This window comes from Erythrobacter sp. S267 (assembly GCF_057365045.1).
Window position 1 is genome coordinate 1,660,529 of record NZ_CP200298.1, and the last position, 24,910, is coordinate 1,685,438.

A 24,910-nucleotide genomic window follows, 5' to 3' on the forward strand; every position below is an offset into this window, starting at 1 on the left:
CAATGTCAGGCCGATGCAAATCCACCCATTCGCAGCGGCTGACATCGAGTAAGACGGGCGCGTTCCAGAAACCCTTCGCGAGCGGCGCATATTTTATTCGGGAGGTTCAGGCGCAAGATCGGCGGGAGGTTCCTCGACCTCTTCGACGGCCTCCGGAGCCGCCTCTTCCCGCAGCCGGTCCTGGCGACGTTCACGCCATTGCCTTAGCCGGTCGCGTCGTTCCTCAGGCGAGAGGTCGCGGAACCGCTCAATCCTGTCTGCCATGGCCCGGTCACGCTCGGAGGAGCGGATGACATCTTGCGGGGTCACCGTGCCGTTCTCGTCGAGTTCCTCGCGCAGCTCGTCCCGCCGCGTCTGCGTGCGCGCCTCTATCCGCGCATCGTTGCGTTCGCGAAAGCTCTCGAGCCGTTCGCGCAAGGCGGCCTCCTCCTCAGGTGTGGGTGCGGGCAGACCTTGCTGACGACGACGTTCCAGAACAGCATCAATCCGATCATCGACCCGGTCGCGGCGGTTGGCGCGGCGATTGTCGCGCACCTCATCAACCCGGCGAAAGGCTTCTTCCAGCTCTTCAGGCGTGTCGATAGGCCCTTCGATCGTGGTCGTGGTTTCAGGTTGAGGGGCGGGTTCGAAGATCGGCGCAGCGCGCGGTTCAAGCTCACTCTGAGCACCTGTCACAGCTGACCAGACTTCCGCCGGAGAAGGCAGATCGACGCCAAGCTCCTCAAGCAACCCCGATGCCGCCGCCGCTGTACCCAGCACGCCTGCAGCAGCCGCACCGATAACCAGCCGCCGCGCGCTGCGCCAGCGCGTGCTGGGCTTCGGTGGCTGGCGCGTGCGGGGAAGAGGCGCGGCGCGGGTCGCGGTTGCGGCCACCACGCGGTCGGCGAAATCACCGGTCATGGCGGGAACGCGATCATCCGACAGCGCAGCATTCAGCTCCGCATCGAAGGCCGGGTCGAAGGGATCATTGGTGCCGGTCATTGTCTTCCCTCCCCGCGAACGCTGCTTTGCGCGGAATATGACGATTTGAGCGCCGTGCGCGCCCGGTGAAGCAGCGATTCAAAGGCCTTGATGTTCATGTCCATGGCGTCCGCCGCTTCGCTGTTGGGCAACTCTTCGTAATAGGTCAGCACGATGGCCGCGCGTTGGCGGTCCGGCAGGCTCTCAATCAATGCGCGCGCAGTGCCCACTTTTTCGCGCTCCTCGATCTGAGTGTCGGCAAGCGGCGCATCGTCTGCCCGTTCTGGTACGTCCTGTCCCGACACGCGCTTTGACGCGCGCAGCCGGTCGATGGCGAGGTTGACCGTGACCCGCTTGAGCCACGCGCGCATGACGAAGGTTCCCGGCAGTCCTTCTGCGAGGCCGGGGGCCTTGTCCCACAGGCGCAAGAGCGCTTCCTGCACAATGTCCTCCGCCTCCGCCGCGATGCCGAGCATACGATAGGCAATCCGGTGGAGCGCCTCAGCGTGATCAGCAATGGCCTCGCGAAAGGCCGCCTCTTCGCGATTGGCGATGCGGCGGAGCAGGCCGCTGTCGGACACACCATCGGGGCCAGCGGGAAGCCCGCCGGATGATGCGTTGCCTTGACTGGCTCTATCGCCGCTCATGGTTCCTTTCGCGCGTCTTGCCCCTTAAACGGAGCGGCAAGCCAAACCCTTCGCGAAAAAATGCATTGCTTGTCGCCAAGTGGGTGAAGGTCAGGCTCTCGGCAGTCTCAGGTCGACCAGCAAGCCGCCCAGATCCTCGCTCTCACCAAGAGTTACGGAGCCGCCGTAGATTTCCGCCACATCGCGCACGATGGCAAGGCCAAGGCCGGTGCCGGGCTTGCCGGTGTCCAGCCGAGCGCCGCGGGCGAAGATGTCGTTGCGCTCTTTCTCTGGGATGCCGGTGCCATCGTCCTCGATCCAGATGCGGCAAAGCGGACTGCCCGGTTCGTGGTCGACTGTGACGAACACACTCCCGCCGCCATATTTGGCCGCGTTTTCAATAAGATTGCCGAGGATTTCGTCCAAGTCCTGACGCTCAATCGCGACCAAAGCATCATTGCTGCCTGCAATGTCCAGCCGTCCGTTGGGATAAAGGCGCTCAACCGCGCGGCGCACCGCCTCCGCGCTCTGGCGGACATTGGTGCGGGCTTGGCCGACCGCGCGGCGACCGACCGCGCGGGCTCTGGCCAAGTGGTGGTCGACATGGCGCTGCATCGTCTTCGTCTCGCGGAAGACCGCTTCGTTCAGCTTCGGATCGCGCGCCGTTGCAGCGTTGGTCAGAACGGTCAGCGGCGTCTTCAGCGCATGGGCGAGATTACCCGCATGCATGCGCGCTTCCTCCGCCTGCTTCTCCGTGTGTTCGAGCAGCGCGTTCACTTCCTCGACCAGAGGCTGGACCTCTGTTGGGAGCGGCTCTGTGATGCGGTTGTCGCCCGTGGTGCGCAGCTTGGAGATCGCCGCCTCAACCCGTCGCAGGGGAGAGAGGCCATAACGGATTTGCAGCAGCGCCATGATGATCAGACCGAGCCCCAACACCGCGAAGCTCCAGATCAGGATCCGCCGGATGTCGGACTTCTGCTGGTCTACCTCTTGCGTCGCGGAGGCGACGGCGAAAGTCCAACGGGTCTCACTACCGGGTAATACAACTGTCCGTTCAACAATCCGCAGAGGTTCATCTTCGAACTGATCGCTGTCGTAAAACATCGGATCAGCGTTGAATTCCTCTGCGTCGGTCACGCCTTTGAGCTTAAGTGTATTGTCCCACAAGCTCTGTGAGGCGTCTTCGATCAACGAGTAGGAAGGGAAGTCCTCTTTATCTTGGGCGCTTATCTGCCAATAAAGGCCGCTATTCGGTTCGAGAAAACGCTGATCGCCCAGCCTTCGATAGAAAAAGACCTCTCCATCAGGGCCAATTTCCGTCGATGCGATCATCGCCGATAGAATGTAGGATAGTTGCTCGTCCAGATTGTCATCGACCTGACTGGTCAGAGTGCGTTCCAGCGCAATCCCACCCACCAGCAGCAGCATAGTGATCCAGCCCGCCGCGATCAGTCCCATGCGCCGTGCAAGGCTACCACGCGGGCGGTCGAGAATATCGCCTCTGGCTTGCTCTATCGCTGCCTCAGCCGACATGGCACCAAGAGGGGCTGGCTCAGCGTCAACCGGGCCGCCTTTGGCGGAACCATCAGGCATGCCGTCACGCTCTGGGAGCGTCTGCCGGGTCGTCGAGGCTGTAACCGAGGCCACGGATCGTCGTTATCACTTCTGCGCCAAGTTTCTTGCGGATGCGGGTGACGAACACTTCGATCGTGTTCGAATCGCGGTCGAAATCCTGATCATAGATGTGCTCGATTAACTCAGTACGACTGACAACCTTGCCCTTGTGGTGCATCAGGTAGGAGAGGAGCTTGTACTCCTGCGCGGTCAGTTTGACCGGCTCTCCATCCAGCGTCACCCGGCCAGAGCGTGTGTCCAGCCGGACTTTGCCGGCGGTCAGTTCGGAGGAGGTGTTGCCGGATGCACGGCGGATAAGCGCGCGCAGGCGGGCGATCAGCTCTTCGGTCTGGAACGGTTTAGCGAGGTAGTCGTCCGCGCCGGCATCCAGCCCTGCGACCTTGTCCGACCAGCTGTCGCGCGCGGTCAGGACCAGGACAGGAAAGTCGCGCCCTTCCTTTCGCCACATTCCCAGCACAGACAGCCCGTCAATCTCTGGCAGGCCAAGGTCGAGGATACAGGCGTCGTAATCCTCTGTGCTGCCAAGGAAGTGTCCATCCTCACCATCGGTCGACAGATCGACGGCATATCCGGTTTGCTCCAGCGTGGTTTTCAGCTGCTGGCCAAGTGTGGGTTCGTCTTCGACGATCAGAATGCGCATGGTCCACCGTGATGCTTAAGTGATTGCCAGAATGGTCTTTGTGAAAGGCTTGCGCGCTCGCATCGCCAAGGTCAAGCGAGCGCATCGCGCCAAAGTGGGTGTCATCCCCGAGCGATTGTGCATGAAGGTCTAGTTCGACCGGTTGATAATGCGGCCTGTGCGCGCATCGACATCGATATAGGTGACACGGCCATCCTTGATGAATTTGAGCCGGTAGGCATAGGCGGTCTGGTCATAGTCGAAGCGCAGATACTCATATCCGCGCATGCGTGGCAGCACGCGACCTTCGATCTCGCGGATCGTCAGAATACGGCCTGCGCGCATTTCCCGCCGCGCCTCACTCTGGTCAGAGCGCGACTGTTCCTGCACTGCCAGCCGGTTATGCGCATCGGCAGGCGACGCACCAACGTTAAGCGCAATCATCGCTGTCACAGCGGCCAATGCCGGGAATAGGATATGGGTCTTGCTCATCGTGCCTGTGGTCTTAGCCCCCTCGCTTTGAACATGCAGTGAATATCCCTCTGCCTGCGCGTTCAGGTTGCGAGACTGTTACTGTTCCGCGCCCTCTTCCTCAACCATTTCATATTTGATCGTGATTGAGACGCCCGTGCTGACCTGTCCGGGTTGCACCGGAGTCGGCGCTGCGGAGACAACGTCGGCCTCTGCAACTTCGCGCATGGCCATCGGGCCGGGGCTGCGGCCCTGAATGCTCTCGCTGATTGAGAGGATATTGACGCCGTCATAGCCGTACATGGCCGCATAAGCCGTCGCACGTTCCTCGGCACGCTCCACGGCACGTTCACGGGCGAGCGCTTTGGCTGCGGTGTCGTCTTCAATGCTGAAGGTTGGTCCGCTCAGATCCGTTGCGCCAGCCGAGACCAACGCATCCAGCGCCGCGCCGGTCTGCTCGATCTCGCGCAACTTCACACTGACGCGGTTCGACACCTGGTACGCACGGAAGATATTGCGCTGCGTGTTGCGGTCATAGTCATAGCGCGGGTTCAAAGAGATGCCGGTGGTCTGGATATCCTTCTCTTCCACGCCCAGAGCTTTGATCTGGTCGATCACCTTGCGCATCTCAATCGCGTTGAGCCGCATCGCCTCGACTGCACTGCGAGCTTCTGTTGTGACACCAGCGCCGATGGTCACAAGGTCAGGGTCAGCTGTGATGCTTTCATAAACGGAAAGCTCGATCACCGGGCCCTCCGCCTCAATCTCGACCTGTGTCGCATAGGCGGCGGTTGGGAGCGAGATTGCGGGGATCGCGAGAGCGGATACGGCCAAAGCGGCGAGAGTTGTGCGGATCATGTGAAGTCCTCCTGTGTGCATCTTTGTGGCAAGCGATGCCTTGCACACTACTGAACCGTCTTGGCAGCTTGGATGCAAGCCCCTACTTGCCTCAGCCGACTATGGCACAACCTCCTATCCTATCGCTCGAAGGGCTTGGCCTGCAACAAGGCGGCCGCTGGCTTTTCGGCGGGCCAGACGTGGCTCCGATGGACTTGCATGTCCTGCCCGGAGACCGGCTCGCGTTGATCGGGCGAAACGGAGCGGGGAAGACGACGCTGCTCAAAGTGATCGACGACCGGATCGAAACGGACCGAGGCACGCGGCGGGTAAAGCCTAACATGCGGATCGTTTTTTTGGAGCAGGAGCCCGATTTCTCTCCCTTCGCAACCCTGATGGACTTTGCGCTAGACGGAGACGACGCCCCAGCCGCGCACGAAGTTGAGAGCATCGCAGGGCAGCTTGGCATCGATATGGCGACGGACGCGGCCAGCGCCAGCGGAGGCGAGAGACGCCGTGCTGCCATCGCTCGCGCACTTGCCCAAGAGCCTGACCTGCTGATGTTGGACGAGCCCACAAACCACCTCGACCTGGGTGCGATTGACTGGCTGGAGGACTGGCTGACCCGCTACAAAGGCGCCTTCATCACGATCAGCCACGACCGGACCTTTCTCAAACGACTAACCCGCGCGACCCTGTGGCTCGACCGCGGAACCTTGCGGCGCAAGGAAGTCGGCTTTGGCGGGTATGAGGCTTGGGAGGAGCAGGTCTACGCCGAAGAAGCGCGCGCGGCGGAGAAGATGGACGCCAAGCTGAAGATCGAAGCGCACTGGCTCGAACGCGGCGTCACTGCACGGCGAAAGCGCAATCAGGGACGGCTCGAGAAACTCTATCAGATGCGCGCGGCACGGGCGGCGATGATCTCTGACAGCGGAACCGCCAAGCTGAAGCTCGCTAATGATGAAGAGTTCAAATCGAAGTCGGTGATCGTCGCAGAAGGCATCTCGAAGTCCTACAATGACCGAGCTATCATCAAGCCCTTCACCCTGCGCATCCAGAACGGCGACCGGATCGGGATCGTCGGTGCGAACGGTGCGGGCAAGACGACTTTGCTCAAGCTGCTGACCAAGGAGCTGGAGCCAGACACCGGCACAATCACCCATGCGCGCACGCTGTCTGGCGTGATGATCGACCAACAGCGCAAGCTGCTCGAACCCGATGCGAGCGTCCGCGATATTCTGGCGCAGGGCGGCGACTGGATCGACGTGCGGGGTGCACGCAAACATGTGCAGGCCTATCTCAAGGACTTTCTGTTCGATCCCAAGATCGTCGACACCAAAGTCGGCATCCTGTCGGGCGGAGAGCGGTCTCGCCTGCTGCTCGCCCGCGAATTCGCGCGCACCGCCAACCTGCTGGTGCTCGACGAGCCGACCAACGACCTCGATCTTGAGACACTCGACCTGTTGCAGGAAGTGATCGCGGACTTTGACGGCACTGTCCTGATCGTCAGCCACGACCGCGACTTTCTCGACAAGACCGTGACGATTACGCTCGGCCTCGACGGGACGGGCAAGGTCGACATTGTCGCGGGCGGCTATGCCGATTGGGAGGCGAAGCGGCAGAAGCCAATGGCAAAGAAGGCGAAGTCAGGCACGGGAGCCAAGCCCTCTCCCGCCCCAGCCGCTTCCGCAAAGCCGGCCGTGTCGGACAAGCTCTCTTACAAGGACCAGCGCGACTACGAGCTCCTCCCTGCGCGGATTGAGGAGTTGGAGGCCGCGATTGCCAAGGGCGAAGCGATCCTCGCCGATCCCGACCTGTTCCAGACCGATCCGAAGCGTTTTGCGACCATCTCAAAAGGCATCGAGAATGCGCGTGCAGAGAAGGATGCGGCGGAGGAACGCTGGCTCACCATCGCCGAACAGGTTGAAGGGTGAGCAAGCTGGCAGCAAGCGCCCTCCACAAGGAAATCACCGCCTGCACCTTGTGCAAAGAGCATTTGCCCCTTGGCCCTCGCCCCGTCGTCCAGTTCTCCTCCCGCTCCCGCATTCTGATCATCGGACAGGCTCCCGGCACCCGCGTCCATGAAAGCGGCGTGCCATGGGACGATGACAGTGGGGAACGTTTACGCAGTTGGCTCGGACTTGAACCAGATCGGTTCTACGATCCTGACTGTGTGGCTCTGATACCGATGGGTTTCTGCTATCCCGGAAAGGCCAAAGGCGGCGACGCCCCTCCCCGCAAAGAGTGCGCCCCTGCTTGGCACCAGCGCATTCTCGACCAACTGCCAGAAGATCGCCTGACCCTACTCGTCGGATCCTATGCGCAAGCCCATTATCTTTCCGACCATCGCAAATTCTCGCTGACCGAAAAGGTACGCCGCGCGGCTGAGGATATCACCACCTTTGACGGGATCATCCCCCTCCCGCACCCCTCCTGGAGGGTCCGGATGTGGATGGCGAAGAACGATTGGTACGAGGCCGACCTGCTCCCGAAACTCCGCTACGAAGTGAACAACCGTCTCGGCCCACCCAAGGGATCGTCACCGGTTTGACACACCTGACACACTGTCCAAGCGCAAAAGGCAGCACGCGCCCCATATGCGCGGCGGTTTGACACGCTGCTGCCACACTGGCGTTCTGGTCCGACGACATCATCAGCCTCGAACCGGGCGATGGCCCAATGTCGCGTGTTCAGGGCCGCGAGCAGCTGCTCGAAAAGCACCAATGGTGGTTCGACAACACTGAAGTACACTTGGTCACAACCGAAGGCCCCTACGTCTTCGGCGACCAGTTTGCGGTTCGATACGGCATGGACGTAACCATGCCCAACGAAGAGGGTACAGAAGAACGCTCTCAGATGCAGGAAGTCGGCCATTACACCGTCAAAGACGGCAAGATTGTCGAGGAACGCTTCATGTACGGACAGCCTGACGTGGAAGGCTAGCGCCCGGATCACGTCCCGCTTCAGCGGATTTTGTAAAAGTCCGCGACCCGCTCCAGCGCGAGCTTGAGCACCAGCTTGCCGCTGCGCACGGGCCAGCCCAGTGACTTTTCGGCAGCTGGCAGGCTCTCACCTGCGCAGACGACGCGCCAGAGGACATCCTCCAACCCCTTGCCGGCCGCTTGCATAGCGTCATCAAAGCGCTGTTTGGCCGCGATCTGTCTTTCAGTGGGGGAGAGCCCTTGGTCTCCGCCATGTCGCCCGCTTTTGATCCGCACCGGGTCCCAGCGCATCGTGACATTGGGAGAGAGCTGTGCGCGTTCATAGTCGCCTCGCAGCGCTTCTCCCGCATCGTGCAAGCGGTCGCACAGATGGCCGCGCGAATGCAGCCAGGCGATGGGGGATTCGCCGACATTGACCGTCACAGAGCGACGCTTGGCCCGCGTTCCGTCAGCACGGCGCGGACCTTCTGAGGTAAGTTCGCGTTCAACCAATTTCCGGGCCATATTCACTCCTATTGTGCCAAATGGGTGAATCAGCACTTGCATTGGAGTCGCAGCTGTAGGAAAGTGATAAATGCCAGAACGGTTAATCTGGCAGGGTCAACAAACGAAGGGCGCACACAAGTGATCAACCGCATCCGCGAAATTCGCAAAGCCAAGGGGCTGACGCTGGCTGACTTGGCTGAGGCCTGTGAACCGCCAACCACCGCTCAGACCATCGGGCGGCTCGAAACCGGCATGCGCAACCTCTCAACCAAGTGGATGGATCGGATCGGCACCGCGCTGGGCGTTGATCCGCAAGTCCTCGTCCGCTCCGAAGTGCAAGCGCGCGCGCAGGTTGTGGCAGAGCTGGGCCTTGGAGAGCCAGAGGCGCTGGCTACCCCGCGCGAGGCCATCCTGCCTACAGAGATCGCGGCAAATGCCAATGACGCGGGCGGTGCAGCGGACATGCTGGTGCTCGAAATTACGGCTTCGGTGGGTGAATATCGCCCCGGAGACATGCTCTGGCTCCAGCAAATGCAACCCGACGACGCAATTGGGGCCATGAACCGGGATTGCCTGGTGCCACGCCCCGGAGGCCGATTTGCTTTCGGACGGCTGATCGACCGCAAGGGCACGCTGGTCGGCATCCTCCCAGCTCAGGCCGGCAATAAGCAGCAGGTGATCGACAACCCACCCTGGATTGCAGTCGCGGTGATGCTGGTACGCCAATTGTGATTGGCGCTTCGTCCCACGCCCTTATGGTTTCCGCCCGTTTACGACATCGCCGTCAGAAGCCGTTAACTTGGCTAACCTATCGCCAAGAATGGCCATGAAACACGTCCTGTCGCTCTCCACGCTCTATCCCAACCCGGTCAACCCGCGGTTCGGGACCTTCGTGGCGCGGTCGCTGGAGGCACTGGCCAAGCGGGGGAGCCTGCATGGCGACTGGCGGGTGAGCGTGGTCAATCCGATTGGTCTGCCTCCGGTAGCGGTCGGACGGTATCGCGCGCTCTCTAAACTGCCCTCAGTGGCGCAGGAAAACGGCGTCACCATCCACCGCCCGCGCTTCACTTTGATCCCCAAAGTCGGGGCCAAGCGAAACGCAGCAGCTATCGCCAAATCCGCCCTTCCCGTGATCGAGGCAATCCACGCCGAAGATCCGATCGATCTGATCGATGCGCAGTTCTTCTTCCCCGATGGCCCGGCGGCAGCGACAATAGCGGAGGCTATGAACCTCCCGCTTTCGATCAAGGCGCGGGGCAGCGACATCACCTATTGGGGCCAGTTTGACTTTGCCCGCGATCAGATGCTGCGCGCAGCTGAACGGGCCGATGGCTTGATCGCCGTGAGCAAATCACTCGAGGCGCAGATGGGCGATCTGGGGATGCCTCGCGGCAAAATCCGGGTGCATTATACTGGCCTTGATCGGGACAAATTCCGTCCGCTCGAACACACGCAATTGCGCGCGCAGATGAGCCGGGAGCTGGGCTTTGCCTTGCCCGACAATGCGCCGGTCCTGACCTGCGTGGGTGCCCTGATAGAGCGCAAGGGTCAGGATATCGCCATCGCCGCTCTCTCGCAGATCGAAGGCGCGCGGCTGGTGCTGGTTGGAAAGGGCGATGATGAGGCGCATCTGAAAGACCTCGCCCGCGATCTGGGCCTGGCCGACCGGGTCTTTTTCGCAGGCTCGCTCGACCACGATATGCTGCCGCTGATCCTTTCAGCCAGCGATGTGATGGTGCTGCCGACCTCGAATGAAGGGCTTGCCAATGCCTGGGTAGAGGCGCTGGCCTGCGGGACGCCAGTTGTGACCTGCGATGTGGGCGGAGCGCGCGAGCTGATTACCAACAACACCGCTGGACGTCTGGTCCACCGCAATCCGGAGAGCGTAGCGGCGGGCGTGAACGAGGTGCTCAACAATCCACCCATGCGCCAAGCCGTCGCAGCCATGGCGGAACGGTTCAGCTGGGAAACGAATGCGCTTGAGCTGGCGGCGCACTTTAACGCGCTGACCAAGTAAGCAGACTCCGCCGGGAGCATTAAACGGTCCGCCCCCAACGGACCACGAGCGCAAGCGCGCGAGCCGCAGGTGCACCGTAACGAAGTGAAGGAGCTGCACCGAGGAGTTCGCCCGAATGGGCGAACACAGGCAATCACGCCCCTTACAGTTCCCCCAGAACCTTCTTTTCCTGCCGGTCCATCTCGGTCTCTTGCGGCACAAAGCTGTCCGATGTCACGCCCAGCCAGATCAGGATGGGTGCTGCAAGATAGACGCTGGAATAGGTCCCGATAAACAGGCCTGCGGTGATCGCCGCGACCAGTCCAAACAGGCTTGTCGGACCAGCAATCAGCAGCGGAACAAGCGCCACCAACAACGTCAAAGATGTCATGACGGTACGCGCCAGAGTCTCATTCACCGAAAGGTCCAGCAGCTCTGGCAGAGGCATCTTGCGATACTTCTTCAGGTTCTCACGGATGCGGTCATAGACCACGATCGTGTCGTTCAGCGAGTAGCCGATGATCGCCAGAATAGCGGCAATGATCTGGAGCGAGAACTCCCACTGCGTCAGAGCAAACATCCCAAGCGTAAGCGACACGTCGTGGAACAGGGCGAAGAGCGCTCCGACCCCGAACTGCCACTCAAACCGTATCCAGATGTAGAAGGCGACCATCACCATCGCAGCTAGCAGAGCAATTTGCGCATCCCAGGCAAACTCGCCCGAGACCTTGCCCGAAACGCTGTCCACGCCGTCGATACGAATGTCGGGGTGGTCCGCCTGAATTGCGGTCACGATGGAATCGGCCATCTGGTTGGCGAAGTCGGGATTGCCATCCGCCTCGGGCGGGAGCTTCACGCGGATCGAGACCTCATTGGGTTCGCCAAAGCGCTGAACGATAGGGTCTTCAACACCCTCAACCGCGCCGATTGTCTCGCGCAGCTCGACCACAGGGGCCTCTGCCGTTTCGGTAAAGGTCGCGCGGATCTCCTGACCGCCGGCAAAATCGACGCCGAGGTTCAGACCCTGCGTGTAAACCGCTCCCCAGCTGCCGAGGATCAGAAAGATGCTGAGCACAAAGAAGGGCACGCGCAGGCGCAGGAAACGAATGTTGGTGTCTTGCGGGACTAGCTTGAGAAGTTTCATCACCCGCTCCTTAAATCGTAATGTCTTTGGGGCGTTTTGCGGAGAGGTATCCGCTCACCCACATTTTGGTCAGCACCACGGCGGTGAAGACCGAAGTTATAAGGCCAAATACCAGCACAATGGCGAAGCCACGGATCGGTCCCGAACCAAATGCGAAAAGCAACGCGCCTGCGATAAAGTTGGTAATGTTCGCATCGTAAATCGCGCGGCTGGCTTCTTTGTAGCCATTTTCAACCGCGGTGATGATCTTTCGCCCACGCTTGCGTTCCTCTCGAATACGCTCGTTAATCAGCACGTTCGCATCCACCGCCGCGCCAACCGTTAGGACGAACCCCGCGATCCCAGGTAGCGTCAAAGTGAAGTTAAAGATCGCCATTATGCCCAGTAGGATCAGGACGTTGAAGACCAGCGCGACGGTCGCATAGACGCCGAAACGGCCATAAGTCGCAATCATCAGCGCAATCACCGCGAGCGAGCCAATCAGCATCGCGATCATACCGGAACGGATCGATTCAGCGCCAAGATCGGGACCAACCGTGCGTTCCTCCACAACGGTCAGCGGTACCGGCAGCGCGCCTGATTGCAGCGAGATCGCGAGCTCTTTGGCGGTCTCAGCATTGAAGTTACCCGAGATTTGCGCCCTACCACCAAGGATTGGTTCGTTGAATCTTGGCGCAGAAATCACCGCCCCATCGAGAATGATCGCAAAACGCTCGCCAACATTCTGGGTCGAGAGGGTAGCAAACCTTGCCCCGCCCTGCTGATCAAATGCGATTTCTACAATGTCCTCATTATTTCGCTGGTCCTTGCCTGCCTGCGCATTGACCAAGTTGTCACCGCGAATTCCGCCGAGGCGCTTCACCGCTTCAAACTGACCTTCGGAGTCAGAGCCCTCGGCGTAAGGAAAAATTTGACTACCCGGATTGGCGATGCCGGCAGCGGTGTTGGTCGGGAGAGCCTGCTGGTCCACCAACTTGAACTCGAGCTCCGCTGTCTTACCTAGCAATCGCTTAAGTGCGACGGGATCTTGTAAGCCAGGAACCTGCACAACGATGCGCGTGTCACCTTGGCGAATGATCGTGGGCTCACGCGTGCCAAGCGAGTTGATCCTGCGGCGGACCACTTCAACAGCGCCCTCCATCGCGGAGTTCAGCGCGACGTTAAGGCCGGACTCGGTTGGAGTGAGGATCATGCGCTGCGTATCGACAACGCTCAATTCCCACTCAGGGGTAAGGCCACCGCCATCACCCATCATGATGGGTTCGAGCAGGCCGCGGGCGCGGTCAATGTCGGAAGAAGAATCGAGCAGGAAAGACAGCTGCCCATTGGCGCGCGACGTGTCGCCAAATTCAATCGCAGGTGTCGCATTGTCGAGCGCGGCTCTGACGGCCTCTTCGGTGTTTTCGAGCTTCTGTGAGGCAACGTCATCCGGATTGGCTTCAAGCAACAAGTGCGAGCCACCGGCCAGGTCGAGGCCCAGGTTCACCCGCGGCAGCCAGCTTTCCTCGTCGTCATCATCCGATGCAGGCGCGGTGATAGAGATGTCCTCCGGCACCACGACTGGTTCTTCGGACTCACCAAAGAACGGGCTTAGCAACGACGGCAAAGCAGCCGCCGCCAAACCGACGGTCAAAAGCCACAGCGAAATCTTTTTCCAGAGGGGTGTATCAAGCATTGCCGCTCAACGTGGTCCTTTTGAGATGTATCTTCGATGTCTAAGCTTGGCGCCAAAGCGCCGCTTAGTCGTTGGCGGGTTTGCCGCCCGGCTCGATCAGGTCTGCGATGGTGGCCTTGACCGCTTTCACGCGCACGTCTTTGCCCAGCTCCAGATCGACATAGACATCATCGACTTTGACGACCTTGCCGACCAGACCGCCTTGCGTGACGACCTTGTCGCCTTTCTTAAGGCCGCCGACGCGCTCCTGATGCTCTTTCTGGCGTTTGATCTGCGGACGCATCAGCAGGAACCAGAAGATCGCGATCATACCGCCGATCAGAATAAGGTTGGTCCACCAAGGTGCCTGCGGTGGCGCAGCTCCAGCAGCGGCGAGAAGGTCAAGCATAGTTCAAAAGCCCGTAAATCGTTGTCGTTCTGGAGGGCATTTGCGGCCTGTAGCCCAAGCCTTTTCCCTCACAATCCCATGTAAGTGGGCGCGCGTAGCAGCAATACAAGCACTGGGCAATTGAGGTGTAGCAATGGGCGGTGCATTGCGGGGGAAGCGCACGGATCGCATTTCAACGCGCAAGCGGCTTGCCAGCCGGTGTCAGCCCGCTTATAGCGCGCCTCCTCCACTGGAACGGGAAGTAGCGCAGCCTGGTAGCGCATCACACTGGGGGTGTGGGGGTCGCAGGTTCGAATCCTGTCTTCCCGACCAGTGGAGAATTTTCTTACAGCCAATTCAAACTGTTTGGCGCAGCCATTGCTGGCGCTCGAACCTGCTTGGCGGGGGTGTGGGGGTCGCAGGTTCGAATCTGCGTCTTCCTGACCAGTGGAGAATTTTCTTACGGCTTTGAGATGGCGACGAGCGCTTGGCCTTCTCGTTCGTCGAGTGGCGCGTCGAGCACGACCACATTCGCCCCTGCTCGGTCCAGCACATCGCGGCAAATGCGGTCGAAGCGGGCCCGCTCCCCATCCTCTCCGAACATCCGAACTCCATCCTGCACAAAGGCCAGATCGGGCGGGAGGTGAAGATAGAGGTCGGCAAGCGGATAGGTCGGTCCGCGCAAGGCTTCTCCAAACAGCATCTCACTCCACGCCGCTGTCATCAGCCAATCGGTGTCGGTGATGAGCCACTCGGCTGATTGGGACTGCGCCGCCGCAATCTGCACCTGCTGCTCCTTGGCAATGGCTTCAAGGTCAGCGGGCACCAGATCAGTGCCATGCTCTTCGCAATAGGCGCGGCCAGATTCAGGCACCCAGTCGCAGCCCAGCCTCTGGGCCAGAGCCTCGGTCAAGGTCGATTTGCCGACGCTCTCCACCCCGTGCAGCGCGATGACTTTGGTTTTTGGGGCCCGCTCCACTCAGCCCACCGCCTGTTGTCGGCGATGCGCCTTGAGCCACTGCCATAAGCCAAGCGATGCCAGCACGAGGAACACGACGTAGAGCCCGCTCGTCGGGACCAGATCGCGGGTGTAAAACAGCCAGATCGCCAGCACATCAACGATGATCCAGTAAATCCAGCTTTCAATCCGACGCAGCACCATCAGCACTTGCGCGCTCACGCTCATCATCGCGATGGCGGCGTCGGGATAGGGTGCGGCCGCGTCGGTGTAGCGCTCCATCGCAAAGCCAAGCCCGAGGCAAAGGGCTCCGGTCGCAACCATCACCGCGCCGATCAGCCACATCGGCGACCAGTGCACGATCACCTCGCCCTTTTGCCCCTGCACCCTGTGCCAGCTCATCCAGCCATAGATTTGCGTCGCGAAGAAAAACACCTGAAGGCCCATATCGCCATAGAGCCGCGCGTCGAGGAAGATCATGAAGTAAAGCGACACCATCGCAATGCCGAACGGATAGTTCCAAATGCTGCGCCGCACGAGCAGGCCGACATTGAGTATGCCAAGCAGCACGGCAAGCCATTCGATGTAAAACAGCATTCGCCCCAGCCTTTACTTGTAGTGCCCTCTCTCTGGGCGCGCCTTTCACCAGAACGGGACCGCTTTTGTCCAGAGCCTTTGGTTCAAAAGGGAGCAGCTTACGGGATCGAATAACCGCTATCTCCGTTGTGCAGGGAATTGTGGGCTTTGCGGCGTTCATCGAGTGCTGAAACCCGTTCGTCCCTCGTGGCTGTTATTTTATTTCAACTGAGCGCAATCGCCCCTCCCATGATCCCGTCACCCTCTCCTAGACGCCTCGCGCGATCGGCTCTGCTGGCAGGCACTGCCGCCCTCTTCGTCGCGGGCGCGCCAGCTGCTGCAGCCTCCGAGAGCAGCTCGGCGCCGCAGGATGAGACCGGGGAAGCCTCCACCCAGGAAAACACCCGCCGCACCTTCGTGCCAGAGGATTTCGCCCGCTTCGCCCCGCGTAGCGCGCTCGACATGGCCGAGCAGATCCCCGGCTTCTCCATCCGTTCTGATGAAGGCGAGCGTGGACTTGGTCAGGCGAACACCAATGTCATCGTCAACGGGCGGCGTATCTCAGGCAAATCCAACGGGCCGGTCGAAGCCTTGCGCCGCATCCCCGTCGAAGAAGTCGTGCGGCTGGAGCTGGTTGACGGGGCGAGCCTCGACATTGGCGGGCTCACCGGACAGGTTCTGAACGTCGTCACCAGCTCGACAGGAAGCATCACCGGTCAGTTCCGATACTCGGCCGAATGGCGTGATCGCGGCGTGCCTTTCCGCTGGAGCGACGGGCAAATCTCCCTTGCAGGTGGCGGGGAGAAGACCGAATGGACGCTCAGCTTTGAAAATGACGCGGGACGGCGCGGTGACGAAGGCATAGAGCTGGTCTTCGACACCGATGGGGACCTGATCGACACGCGCGATGAGCAAAGTTTCCGCAACTCCGACCGCCCCACCCTGTCGGGCTCCTTCACCCGAACCGCCATCAACGGCAACGTTCTCAACCTGACCGGCCTTGTTCAGGGGTTCATCAACCGCGATACCGAGATTTCGGTGCGAAGTGGCAGCATTTCGGCCGTTGATCGGACCCGAACCTTCCGCTCGACCGAGGACGAGTACAATTTTGAAGTCGGCGCGGATTACGCTTTTGGCCTTGGCGCAGGCACGCTCAAGGTGATCGGCTATCACCGTTACGAAGACAGCCCCACCGTCTCGCGCGTCACCACCGTCTTCGCCGATGGTACCCCGGATGAAGGCTCTGTCTTCACCCGCGACGCTGATGAGGGCGAGACGATTGCGCGGGCCGAGTACAGTTTCAAGGGGCTGGGCGGAGACCTGCAATTTGCAGCCGAGGGCGTGCGCAACTTTCTCGACATCGAATCTACCTTTGAAGAGCTGGACGCAAATGGCGTGCTCCAGCCGGTCGACTTCACCGGAGCGAGTGCGCGGGTTGAAGAGGACCGGGCTGAGGCAAGCGTCACCTATGGGCGGGCGCTGTCGGACAATTTCCTGATCCAGCTCTCCCTTGGCGCGGAATATTCGCAGATCAGTCAGTCGGGTGCTGCCGGCCAGACTCGATCCTTCCGCCGGCCCAAGGGCTTTGCCTCATTCGATTGGAAGGCCAACCCGGACCTCAACATTTCAGGTCGCGTGGAGCGGGTCGTGGGCCAGCTCGACTTTTTTGATTTCATCGCTGTGGCTGACTTGGATCAGGACCGCGTCGATGTGACGAATTCCAACCTCGTCCCGCCGCAAACCTGGCGGCTGGAGCTGGAAGCCACGCAGAGCCTTGGCGACCTTGGGTCCTTCAACCTGCGCGGCTTTTACGAAGATATCAGCGATATTGTCGACCAGATCCCTATTGCTGGTGGAGGCCAATCCCCCGGCAACATTGATTCCGCGACTCAATATGGGTTCGAGGCTGAGCTGACTTTGCTGTTTGATCCCGTCGGTATCAAAGGCCTGCGCCTTGACCTCAGCAGTGAGTGGACCGACAGCGAGGTGATCGACCCGCTGCTCGGCACGCCGCGGCAGATCTCGGGCTTGCGCTTCTTCGACTTCAACGCAGAGCTGCGGCAAGACTTTTTCGGCACCCCGTGGGCCATCGGCGGGAATTTCTTCTACGATGAGAACCGGCCCAATGTGCGACTGGACGAGATTTCCCAGGGGCTGGAAACCCCCGGCTTTGCGCGCGTCTTTATCGAGCACAAGGATGTTCTCGGCATGACCGCTCGGTTCCGCTGGGCAAACTTCATCAACCGCAAGAACCGCTTTGATCGCACGATCTTTGACGACCGAGTGGCGGGTCTGGTGGACTTTGTAGAGGACCGCGACCGCACCTTCGGCCAGATTTTCTCCTTCGATCTTGAAGGCTCATTCTAGCCGCCGCTTGCGCGCGCTCCCTCCCCCGCCTAACCGGCTTTGAGCGAAGGGAGCCACCATCCAATGACACAAAAGATGCGCAGCTGGCTGTTTGCACCGGGCGACAGCGAAAAGAAGATGGGCAAGGCGATTGCAAGCGAGGCGGATATCGCTCTGCTCGACCTTGAGGATTCGGTGGTTCCGGAACGCAAGGCTGAGGCGCGCGCGATGGTGGCCGAAGCGATTGCTGGAGCGCCCGAGAAATCGCGCATCTGGGTCCGTGTGAACCCGCTCTCCAGCGGCTGGACTGAGGCCGATCTCGACGTCGTCCTTGCAGCGGGACCGGGCGGGCTGTTTCTGCCCAAGGCTGAGGGCGGGCATGACGTGGCGACGCTCGACGCAATGCTCTCCCCCCGTGAAGAAGCTGCTGGCATCTCTGCTGGGTCAACCAAAGTTGCAGCGTTGGTGACAGAAACCGCCGCCGCGATGTTTAACACCGGCACCTATGACGGGGCGCCGCGCTTGGTGGCCATGAGTTGGGGCGCGGAGGACCTTTCCTCCGAACTCGGCGCGAGCGAGCAGCGCGGACCGGACGGCGAATATTCCCATGTCTACGAAATGGCGCGCAGCCTTTGCTTGCTTGGCGCGGTGAAGGCAGGGGTTGCTCCGATTGAGACGGTCCAGCCTGAATTTCGCGACTTGGAAGCGCTTGAAACCCGTGCCCGCCGGGTCCGCGCGCAAGGATTTCGCGGTATGCTCGCCATCCACCCCGCGCAAATCGCGCCGATCAATGCCGCCTTCACGCCGAGCGCGGCTGAGATCGCCCATGCCCGCGCCGTGGTGCAGGCCTTTGCGGACAATCCGGGACAGGGCACGGTGGCGATGGATGGCAATATGCTCGACCGCCCGCATCTGGCACTAGCTGAGCGGCTGCTGGCGGAGATCGAGGAATAGAGGGCGATTAACGGACCCTTTCGGACATTTAACTGTCCTACAATAACCGTATTGGTTCATCGGACTCGCCCCGCACACCATAGGAGCGCCCCCATGGCCCTACTCGAATCGCTCATCGGCCCAATCACTTCGCTCCTCGACAAGCTCATCCCGGACAAGGAAGCGCGCGCCAAGGCCCAGCTGGAATTGCTCAAGCTGGAGGGCACGCAGGAGATGCAGCTGATCGAGGCGCGCCTGCAAGCTATTGTTGCAGAGGCGCAATCGGTCGATCCCTGGACCAGCCGCGCCAGGCCCAGCTTCCTTTATGTCATGTATATCCTGATCCTGACCGCTCTTCCGATGGGGCTGCTTTCGGCCTTCAACCCAACGGCCGCTAAGGAGATTGCAGAGGGCATGAACGCCTATCTCGGCGGGTTGCCGGATTCGCTCTACGCCCTGTTTGGCACCGGCTATCTCGGCTACACCGCCGCGCGGCAGTGGGGTAAGGTGAAGGGCGTCGACAAATAGAGTGATGTGCAGGCGAGAGTCCTACCGCTTCACATAATGCCCATGGACCCAACCCGTATCCGTTGGCGCGCCATTGCCGTCGAGCGCTGAGACTTCGAGCCATATCCCCGCTTCGCCAAGCAGCTCCAACTTTGTGCCATTGGCGAGGGTCTTGACCACGCCATGCTCCGTGCCCGGCCCTGATCGCAGGTTGAGCCCGCTTGCCGCGTCCACGGTCGCATCGGGCGCATCGTCGCCGCCGCGCGTTTCGAGCAGCGCATTGCGAAAACGCATCATGTTGAAGGCGGGTCCGGGATCGTGTTTGCGCACCGGGGCAATGTCGTCATGGCCGACAATCTCGTCGATGCCGTATTTGTCGATCAAGGCGGCGACGACCGCCTCTGCGACCTCCATCTGCGCCTGGGGATAGGGCTCCCACCCGATTGGAGTGCGCGATCCATTGGGGTTGCCATTCTTGTGCACGGCAATCACCGGATCAGAAATGCGCGCTCCCGAATAGGATTGCCAGCCACCATTTGCAGATTGCAGCGGCCCCCAATTGGCAAGCTCAATCCCGATCGAATATTTGTTGAGGCCAACCAAGTCGCCCCATCGCGACCGGCCTGCATGCCAAGCGATCTTGTCGAAAGGCACGCATTGGATCACCGATCCATCGCGTCCGATCACCAAATGGGCCGAGGCCCGCGCCCGGCTCTGCTTGAACCAATTGGCTGAAGATTTGGCCGAGCTTCCCGCCGTGTAATGCATGACGACGATTTTCGGCGTGTTGGCGTAAGAACCGCTTTTATTGGGCGAGGCGATCTGTTCGACAGGATCGCCATTCTGCTTCAAAATGCCCCGTGCGATCGTCCAGGTGCTAGCGCAATGACAAGTCATAATTTTCCCTCATATGGCGCGACCCGGGAAAACAACTCGGCTTTGAACATCGTCGATCAATACGGCCAAATTATGCCTGCTGGCAGTTTGCGCGAAGGTCATCGTTCCCTTCCTGGCCCTCAGCCCATGAACACGCCCCAATGATCGCGTCGACAAACCGATGCGTCATTAACCCTTCTGCAACGCGGAATGCCTAGGCGTTTGGGCTTGGAGTAGCCCGTCGATGATACAGCTCATTTACACCAGTACAGCATCGCCTGATCTTGCCTCAGGTGAGGTATTCCGCATCGTCAATCGCTCTGCTGCAAACAATGCGCAAACGGGCCTTTCGGGCTTCTTGTTGTTCTACAATGAACGTTTCTTCCAAGTGTTAGAGGGCTCGCCGGATGCGATCGATGCCCTGATGATCAAGCTTGAGTCCGATCCGCGGCACCATTCGATCCGAACGGTGTCACGCAAGATCATTGCTGCGCCCAGCTTCGGCAAATGGCGCATGAAACGGTTGATCGCCTCGCCCGACGTGACGGCGCTGGAGAAGATCGATGAGGAACTCACCAAGGCGCCGCAAGATGTTCTCGAGGCGTTGACAGGCTTCCTTGCCCAGCAATCCCCCTCAAAGGCGGCCTAACGCCTCCCCTTTGACGCGAAAGCTCATGAATCCCGCAGCGGGACAGGTAAACGCTTCGCTTTGTGGAACAGCATTAACCTGCTAGAAACTAAGGGACTCGCGCATGCAGGCGCTGGTGTCTCATTCTCGGTGGTGCAATCGGGTTTGGGTTAGATGGGGGAAATTTTCATGAAAAATGCCTTTTTTATAGGTGCTTCTGTTGTGGCGCTTTCGATGTCCGCGGGTGCGCTTGCGCAAAACAATGACAGCGCGGTCACACAGGCCGGCGCAGGCAACGATGCCGATGTGACGCAGACCGGCTCCGACAACGAATCTGTTGTAGACCAAGACGGAACGGCGACCGGCGTCGACGGCATCGCCAATGAAGCGACCATCTTGCAGGAAGGCACAAACGGCTATTCCGAAGCTACACAGGCGGGTGACAACATCCTGAACGTCACTCAGACGAGCACCAGCGATGGCATGAATTCTGAGGTGTTTCAGGAAAACGGAGGCGGCGGCACAAGCAACCAGGCCGATATTATTCAACGCGGTCTTGGATCGGGTTTTGGCTCAGGCACCGGCTCCTTTGTCGATCAGAGTGGCACCAATGGCGACATTGATGTGGTGCAGGACACTGGCACAACCGATGCAGTCAGCGTCGTTATGCAAAGTGACGAGAACCAGAGCGCGACCGTGACGCAGACGGCGGGTATCAATGTCACGTCTTTCGTTGAGCAAGAAGAGAACAGTCAGACCGCAACCGTGCAACAGACCGGTGACGATAATTTCTCCAACATTTTTCAGTCACAGCGCGCTAACGATGCAGATGTGCTGCAAACCGCGGCAGGCAACTCGTCGACCATCATCCAAGATGGCGAGCAGGGCGATGTTGATGTCGATCAGACTGGGACCGGCAATGACAGCTTTGTCGATCAGGACAACGACACGGATCGCGGTGACATTCTGATCACGCAGAGCGGAATGGATAACGAATCGCGCGCTTTTCAGGACGACGATGATTCCGACATCACCCACACCCAGACCGGGAATGAAAACTTCGCTGACACCGATCAGGGCAGCGAGGACAGTTTCAGCACGATCACGCAGTCAGGCAACAATAACCGTGCGACCGTTGTGCAGGGAGATGTCTCTGACGATCAGGTGAGCACGATCACTCAGTCGGGCGATCGCAACGTTGCAAATGTCGTGCGCCAGGGCTCGGATGTGTCCGGCCCGGCAGACGACAACAACTCCAGCATGATCACGCAGACCAGCAACGACAACTTCGCAAGTGTCGAGCAGGTCGCTAGAAACAGCGTCCACACGTTGGTGCAGGAAGTGGGTGACTTTAACCGCAGCACGACCGTTATTGGCAATGTCGCTGCGTTTGCGAGCCCGCTTCCTGATGGCAGCACAGTTACGATCCTTCAGTCAGGCAGCATGAACACCTCGACCGTGACCGCTTCGAGCGAGATGAGCGACGTGTTCGTTGATCAGATCGGCACCATGAACACCTCGACCGTGACGCAGAACCTGGCGGGCAATATGAACACCGCTGATGTCAATCAGAACGGCGACGATGGCACATCGACAATGACGCAATCTGGCACGAGCAATATGGCTATCCTCAACCAGGACGGCACCTTCAACGTCAGCTTGATCACGCAGGATGGTACATCCAACATGGCAACCCACAATCAGAACGGCACAAACGACTTTGCCTCGACCAGCCAGAACGGCATGGGCAATGTCGCGACAGTGACACAGAACGCTCCGTGATAATCTGAAACAGAGTTTGAAAACGCGCGAAGGGCGGTAAGGGAGACCTTGCCGCCCTTCGTCCTTTCTCTGGCTGGAAACTCACGCTAGTCACGGGCTTATGAGCAAAGCTTCAAACACCATCTATGTCCTGAACGGCCCGAACCTGAACCTGCTCGGCCTGCGCGAGCCAGAGATTTACGGGTCGACCACGCTCGATGAGATTGCGGGCATGCTGGAGGACCGGGCGCGCGAGCTCGGCTTTGCCATCGATATGCGCCAGACCAATCACGAAGGCATGCTGGTTGACTGGCTGCATGAGGCGCAAGCTGAGGGCGCGCGGGCAGTGCTGCTGAATGCGGCGGCCTATACTCACACGTCGATTGCGCTGCTCGATGCGTGTCGGGCGATAACCACTCCGGTGATCGAAGTGCACCTCTCCGATCCAAAAACGCGAGAGGAATTCCGCCATCGCTCTTATGTCGGGATGGGTGCGGTCAAGACGGTCGAGGGGCACGGGGCTGATTCCTACCGCATCGCGCTCGAAGCCGTAGCGTCAGGGGAAGTCTGAGCGCTCCAGAGCGAGCGACCTTTGATTCTGTCACATAATCGACATTTTTGAACGCTTGCCACTTGCCAGCCGCAATTGGCGTGAATAGGCACCACAGCTTATTCGCTTCTGACGCGAAACCATAATAGGGGATTGCATGGCTACCAAGAAGCCAAGCGCCGGCTCCAAGTCCGGCATGAATATCGACACCGCTCTCGTGCGTGAACTGGCAGAGTTGCTGAACGAGACCGGGCTAACCGAAATCGAAGTTGAGGATGATGACCGCAAGATCCGCGTAGCGCGCGGAGGCACGACCGTTGCTGCGGCGGCGCCTGTGGCAGCGCCCGCTCCTGTCGCGGCACCGGCGGCCGCTCCGGCTCCCGCAGCGGCGGAAGAAGCGCCCGCTGCCGATCATGCAGGTGCGCTGATGTCTCCGATGGTGGGCACCGTCTACCTTGCTCCAGAGCCCAGTGCAGCCAACTTCATCAAGGTCGGCGACAGCGTTGCCGAGGGCGATACGCTGCTGATCGTTGAGGCGATGAAGGTCATGAACCCGATCACCGCTGACAAGGCTGGCACGATCAAAGCGATCCTGGTCGAGAACGCCCAGCCGGTCGAATTTGACCAGCCACTCGTCGTAATCGGCTGATTGCTATGACGATTTCTCGCATCCTGATCGCCAATCGCGGCGAAATTGCGCTGCGCATTCACCGCGCGGCGCATGAAATGGGGATTGAGACCGTCGCGGTGCACTCCACCGCCGACGCGGACGCGATGCATGTGCGGCTGGCGGACCACGCGGTCTGCATTGGGCCGCCTGCTGCGACCGACAGCTATCTCAACCACGCCGCGATCATCTCGGCTGCCGAAGTTGCGGGCTGCGACGCGATCCATCCCGGCTATGGCTTCCTCTCGGAGAACGCCAAATTCGCCGAGATTGTCGAAGCGCACGACATCGCCTGGATCGGCCCAAAGCCGGAACACATCGTCACGATGGGCGACAAAGTGCAGGCGAAGAAGACCGCCGGTGATCTGGGTCTGCCATTGGTGCCAGGCTCCGACGGAGCGGTCTCCGACCCTGAAGAGGGCAAGAAGATCGCCGCTGAAATCGGCTATCCCGTCATCATCAAGGCTGCCTCCGGTGGCGGTGGTCGCGGCATGAAGGTGTGCGAGAGCGAAGATCAGCTCGAAACACTAATGAGCCAGGCGGGCTCCGAAGCCAAAGCCGCATTCGGCGATGCGACCGTCTATATCGAGAAATATCTCGGCAATCCGCGCCACATCGAATTTCAGGTCTTCGGCGATGGCAAGGGCAATGCGATCCATCTGGGTGAGCGCGATTGCTCGCTGCAACGCCGCCACCAAAAAGTGCTGGAAGAGGCCCCCTCCCCCGTCATCTCTCACGAAGAGCGCATGCGGATGGGTGAGGTCTGCTCAAAGGCCATGCGCGACATGTCCTATCGCGGCGCGGGAACGATCGAGTTTCTATGGGAGAACGGCGAGTTCTACTTCATCGAAATGAACACCCGCCTGCAGGTCGAACACCCTGTCACCGAAGCGATCACCGGCGTCGATCTGGTGCGCGAACAGATCCGTATCGCGGCGGGTAAGCCACTCTCGGTCAAGCAGGAAGAACTTGAATTCCGGGGCCACGCCATTGAGTGCCGGATCAACGCCGAAGACCCGTTCAACTTCACGCCTTCGCCCGGCAAGGTGACCTATTATCACCCGGCTGGCGGCATGCATGTGCGGGTCGATTCAGGCCTATACGCAGGTTATTCGATCCCGCCCTATTACGATTCCATGATTGCCAAGCTAATCGTCTATGGCCGCGACCGCGAAGGGTGCATCATGCGCCTGCGCCGCGCTTTGGAGGAAATGGTGGTCGAAGGGGTCAAGACGAACATCCCGCTGCATCAGGAATTGCTGCGCCAGGATGACGTGCTGCACGGCGACTACACGATCAAATGGCTCGAAGAGTGGCTTGAGACCCGCGAAGACTGAGCCGCAACCACTA

The 24,910-nt window shown here is 60.2% G+C and carries 26 protein-coding genes and 1 tRNA gene; 14 read left to right on the forward strand and 13 right to left on the reverse strand.

The window, feature by feature from the left end; all coding sequences use genetic code 11:
* Positions 1-93 precede the first annotated feature (93 nt).
* From AC0V6X_RS07765 to AC0V6X_RS07790, 6 genes are all read right to left on the reverse strand, one after another.
* Complete coding sequence (locus tag AC0V6X_RS07765) at positions 94-981, reverse strand: hypothetical protein (protein WP_486184000.1); 888 nt, start codon at positions 979-981, stop codon at positions 94-96.
* Complete coding sequence (locus AC0V6X_RS07770) at positions 978-1,607, reverse strand: sigma-70 family RNA polymerase sigma factor (protein WP_486184001.1); 630 nt, start codon at positions 1,605-1,607, stop codon at positions 978-980. The genes AC0V6X_RS07765 and AC0V6X_RS07770 overlap by 4 nt, the downstream gene beginning before the upstream one ends.
* 90 nt (positions 1,608-1,697) lie before the next feature.
* Entirely contained in the window at positions 1,698-3,179 is a 1,482-nt protein-coding gene (locus AC0V6X_RS07775; RefSeq protein ID WP_486184002.1) for a sensor histidine kinase, read from the reverse strand.
* Positions 3,180-3,183: 4 nt separating this feature from the next.
* The gene (locus tag AC0V6X_RS07780) at positions 3,184-3,861 is read right to left on the reverse strand and encodes a response regulator transcription factor (RefSeq protein ID WP_486184003.1); all 678 of its coding nucleotides are present in this window, start codon (positions 3,859-3,861) and stop codon (positions 3,184-3,186) included.
* Between the two features lie 129 nt (positions 3,862-3,990).
* Positions 3,991-4,332, reverse strand: coding sequence for a PepSY domain-containing protein (locus AC0V6X_RS07785; RefSeq protein WP_486184004.1), 342 nt, complete (start codon positions 4,330-4,332; stop codon positions 3,991-3,993).
* A 78-nt stretch (positions 4,333-4,410) separates the two neighbouring features.
* Entirely contained in the window at positions 4,411-5,169 is a 759-nt protein-coding gene (locus tag AC0V6X_RS07790; protein WP_486184005.1) for an SIMPL domain-containing protein, read from the reverse strand.
* Positions 5,170-5,270: 101 nt separating this feature from the next.
* Between AC0V6X_RS07790 and AC0V6X_RS07795 the strand changes: the two genes are divergently transcribed.
* The 3 genes from AC0V6X_RS07795 (at position 5,271) to AC0V6X_RS07805 (ending at position 8,091) form a co-directional block, all read left to right on the forward strand.
* Positions 5,271-7,082 (forward strand): ABC-F family ATP-binding cassette domain-containing protein, encoded by a 1,812-nt coding sequence (locus tag AC0V6X_RS07795; RefSeq protein WP_486184006.1) that lies wholly within the window; start codon positions 5,271-5,273, stop codon positions 7,080-7,082.
* 5 nt (positions 7,083-7,087) lie between these two features.
* A complete protein-coding gene (locus AC0V6X_RS07800; RefSeq protein WP_486185538.1) occupies positions 7,088-7,699 on the forward strand; it encodes a uracil-DNA glycosylase family protein in 612 nt (203 codons plus the stop codon).
* A 77-nt stretch (positions 7,700-7,776) separates the two neighbouring features.
* The gene (locus tag AC0V6X_RS07805) at positions 7,777-8,091 is read left to right on the forward strand and encodes a SnoaL-like domain-containing protein (protein WP_486185539.1); all 315 of its coding nucleotides are present in this window, start codon (positions 7,777-7,779) and stop codon (positions 8,089-8,091) included.
* A gap of 20 nt (positions 8,092-8,111) precedes the next feature.
* Here AC0V6X_RS07805 and AC0V6X_RS07810 read toward each other — a convergent pair whose 3' ends face one another.
* Positions 8,112-8,594, reverse strand: a complete 483-nt coding sequence (locus AC0V6X_RS07810) for a DUF6456 domain-containing protein (RefSeq protein ID WP_486184007.1) — start codon at positions 8,592-8,594, stop codon at positions 8,112-8,114.
* 120 nt (positions 8,595-8,714) lie between these two features.
* Between AC0V6X_RS07810 and AC0V6X_RS07815 the strand changes: the two genes are divergently transcribed.
* Entirely contained in the window at positions 8,715-9,308 is a 594-nt protein-coding gene (locus AC0V6X_RS07815) for a helix-turn-helix domain-containing protein (protein WP_486184008.1), read from the forward strand.
* A 94-nt stretch (positions 9,309-9,402) separates the two neighbouring features.
* Complete coding sequence (locus tag AC0V6X_RS07820) at positions 9,403-10,593, forward strand: glycosyltransferase (RefSeq protein WP_486184009.1); 1,191 nt, start codon at positions 9,403-9,405, stop codon at positions 10,591-10,593.
* Between the two features lie 142 nt (positions 10,594-10,735).
* On the opposite strand, the gene secF is transcribed toward AC0V6X_RS07820, so the two are convergent.
* The 3 genes from secF to yajC all read right to left on the reverse strand — a co-directional run bounded on the left by secF (position 10,736) and on the right by yajC (position 13,779).
* Entirely contained in the window at positions 10,736-11,716 is a 981-nt protein-coding gene (secF, locus tag AC0V6X_RS07825) for a protein translocase subunit SecF (RefSeq protein ID WP_486184010.1), read from the reverse strand.
* Positions 11,717-11,726: 10 nt separating this feature from the next.
* Positions 11,727-13,391: a protein translocase subunit SecD gene (gene secD / locus AC0V6X_RS07830; protein ID WP_486184011.1), complete on the reverse strand. Its 1,665-nt coding sequence runs from the start codon at positions 13,389-13,391 to the stop codon at positions 11,727-11,729.
* Between the two features lie 64 nt (positions 13,392-13,455).
* On the reverse strand, positions 13,456-13,779 hold the full coding sequence (gene yajC / locus AC0V6X_RS07835) for a preprotein translocase subunit YajC (protein ID WP_486184012.1): 324 nt from the start codon (positions 13,777-13,779) through the stop codon (positions 13,456-13,458).
* 235 nt (positions 13,780-14,014) lie between these two features.
* On the opposite strand from yajC, the gene AC0V6X_RS07840 reads away from it, so the two are divergent.
* Positions 14,015-14,091: transfer RNA gene (locus AC0V6X_RS07840), tRNA-Pro, on the forward strand.
* A gap of 127 nt (positions 14,092-14,218) precedes the next feature.
* Here the strand turns inward: AC0V6X_RS07840 and AC0V6X_RS07845 are convergent.
* Positions 14,219-14,737 (reverse strand): AAA family ATPase, encoded by a 519-nt coding sequence (locus tag AC0V6X_RS07845; protein WP_486184013.1) that lies wholly within the window; start codon positions 14,735-14,737, stop codon positions 14,219-14,221.
* Positions 14,738-15,313, reverse strand: coding sequence for a nicotinamide riboside transporter PnuC (gene pnuC, locus AC0V6X_RS07850; RefSeq protein ID WP_486184014.1), 576 nt, complete (start codon positions 15,311-15,313; stop codon positions 14,738-14,740).
* A 228-nt stretch (positions 15,314-15,541) separates the two neighbouring features.
* Here pnuC and AC0V6X_RS07855 point away from each other — a divergent pair, with 228 nt between their 5' ends.
* From AC0V6X_RS07855 to AC0V6X_RS07865, 3 genes are all read left to right on the forward strand, one after another.
* On the forward strand, positions 15,542-17,659 hold the full coding sequence (locus tag AC0V6X_RS07855; protein WP_486184015.1) for a TonB-dependent receptor plug domain-containing protein: 2,118 nt from the start codon (positions 15,542-15,544) through the stop codon (positions 17,657-17,659).
* A gap of 63 nt (positions 17,660-17,722) precedes the next feature.
* Positions 17,723-18,592, forward strand: a complete 870-nt coding sequence (locus AC0V6X_RS07860; protein WP_486184016.1) for an HpcH/HpaI aldolase/citrate lyase family protein — start codon at positions 17,723-17,725, stop codon at positions 18,590-18,592.
* A 93-nt stretch (positions 18,593-18,685) separates the two neighbouring features.
* A complete protein-coding gene (locus AC0V6X_RS07865) occupies positions 18,686-19,099 on the forward strand; it encodes a holin family protein (RefSeq protein WP_486184017.1) in 414 nt (137 codons plus the stop codon).
* 21 nt (positions 19,100-19,120) lie between these two features.
* On the opposite strand, the gene AC0V6X_RS07870 is transcribed toward AC0V6X_RS07865, so the two are convergent.
* Positions 19,121-19,975 carry an N-acetylmuramoyl-L-alanine amidase gene (locus AC0V6X_RS07870; RefSeq protein WP_486184018.1) on the reverse strand — a complete coding sequence of 285 codons (855 nt, stop codon included), beginning with the start codon at positions 19,973-19,975 and terminating at the stop codon, positions 19,121-19,123.
* Between the two features lie 223 nt (positions 19,976-20,198).
* On the opposite strand from AC0V6X_RS07870, the gene AC0V6X_RS07875 reads away from it, so the two are divergent.
* From AC0V6X_RS07875 to accC, 5 genes are all read left to right on the forward strand, one after another.
* Positions 20,199-20,603 (forward strand): BLUF domain-containing protein, encoded by a 405-nt coding sequence (locus tag AC0V6X_RS07875; protein WP_486184019.1) that lies wholly within the window; start codon positions 20,199-20,201, stop codon positions 20,601-20,603.
* Between the two features lie 168 nt (positions 20,604-20,771).
* Positions 20,772-22,364 carry a hypothetical protein gene (locus AC0V6X_RS07880; protein WP_486184020.1) on the forward strand — a complete coding sequence of 531 codons (1,593 nt, stop codon included), beginning with the start codon at positions 20,772-20,774 and terminating at the stop codon, positions 22,362-22,364.
* Between the two features lie 100 nt (positions 22,365-22,464).
* Complete coding sequence (locus AC0V6X_RS07885; RefSeq protein WP_486184021.1) at positions 22,465-22,914, forward strand: type II 3-dehydroquinate dehydratase; 450 nt, start codon at positions 22,465-22,467, stop codon at positions 22,912-22,914.
* Between the two features lie 136 nt (positions 22,915-23,050).
* Entirely contained in the window at positions 23,051-23,542 is a 492-nt protein-coding gene (gene accB, locus AC0V6X_RS07890) for an acetyl-CoA carboxylase biotin carboxyl carrier protein (protein ID WP_486184022.1), read from the forward strand.
* Positions 23,543-23,547: 5 nt separating this feature from the next.
* Entirely contained in the window at positions 23,548-24,897 is a 1,350-nt protein-coding gene (gene accC, locus AC0V6X_RS07895) for an acetyl-CoA carboxylase biotin carboxylase subunit (protein ID WP_486184023.1), read from the forward strand.
* Positions 24,898-24,910: the final 13 nt, after the last annotated feature.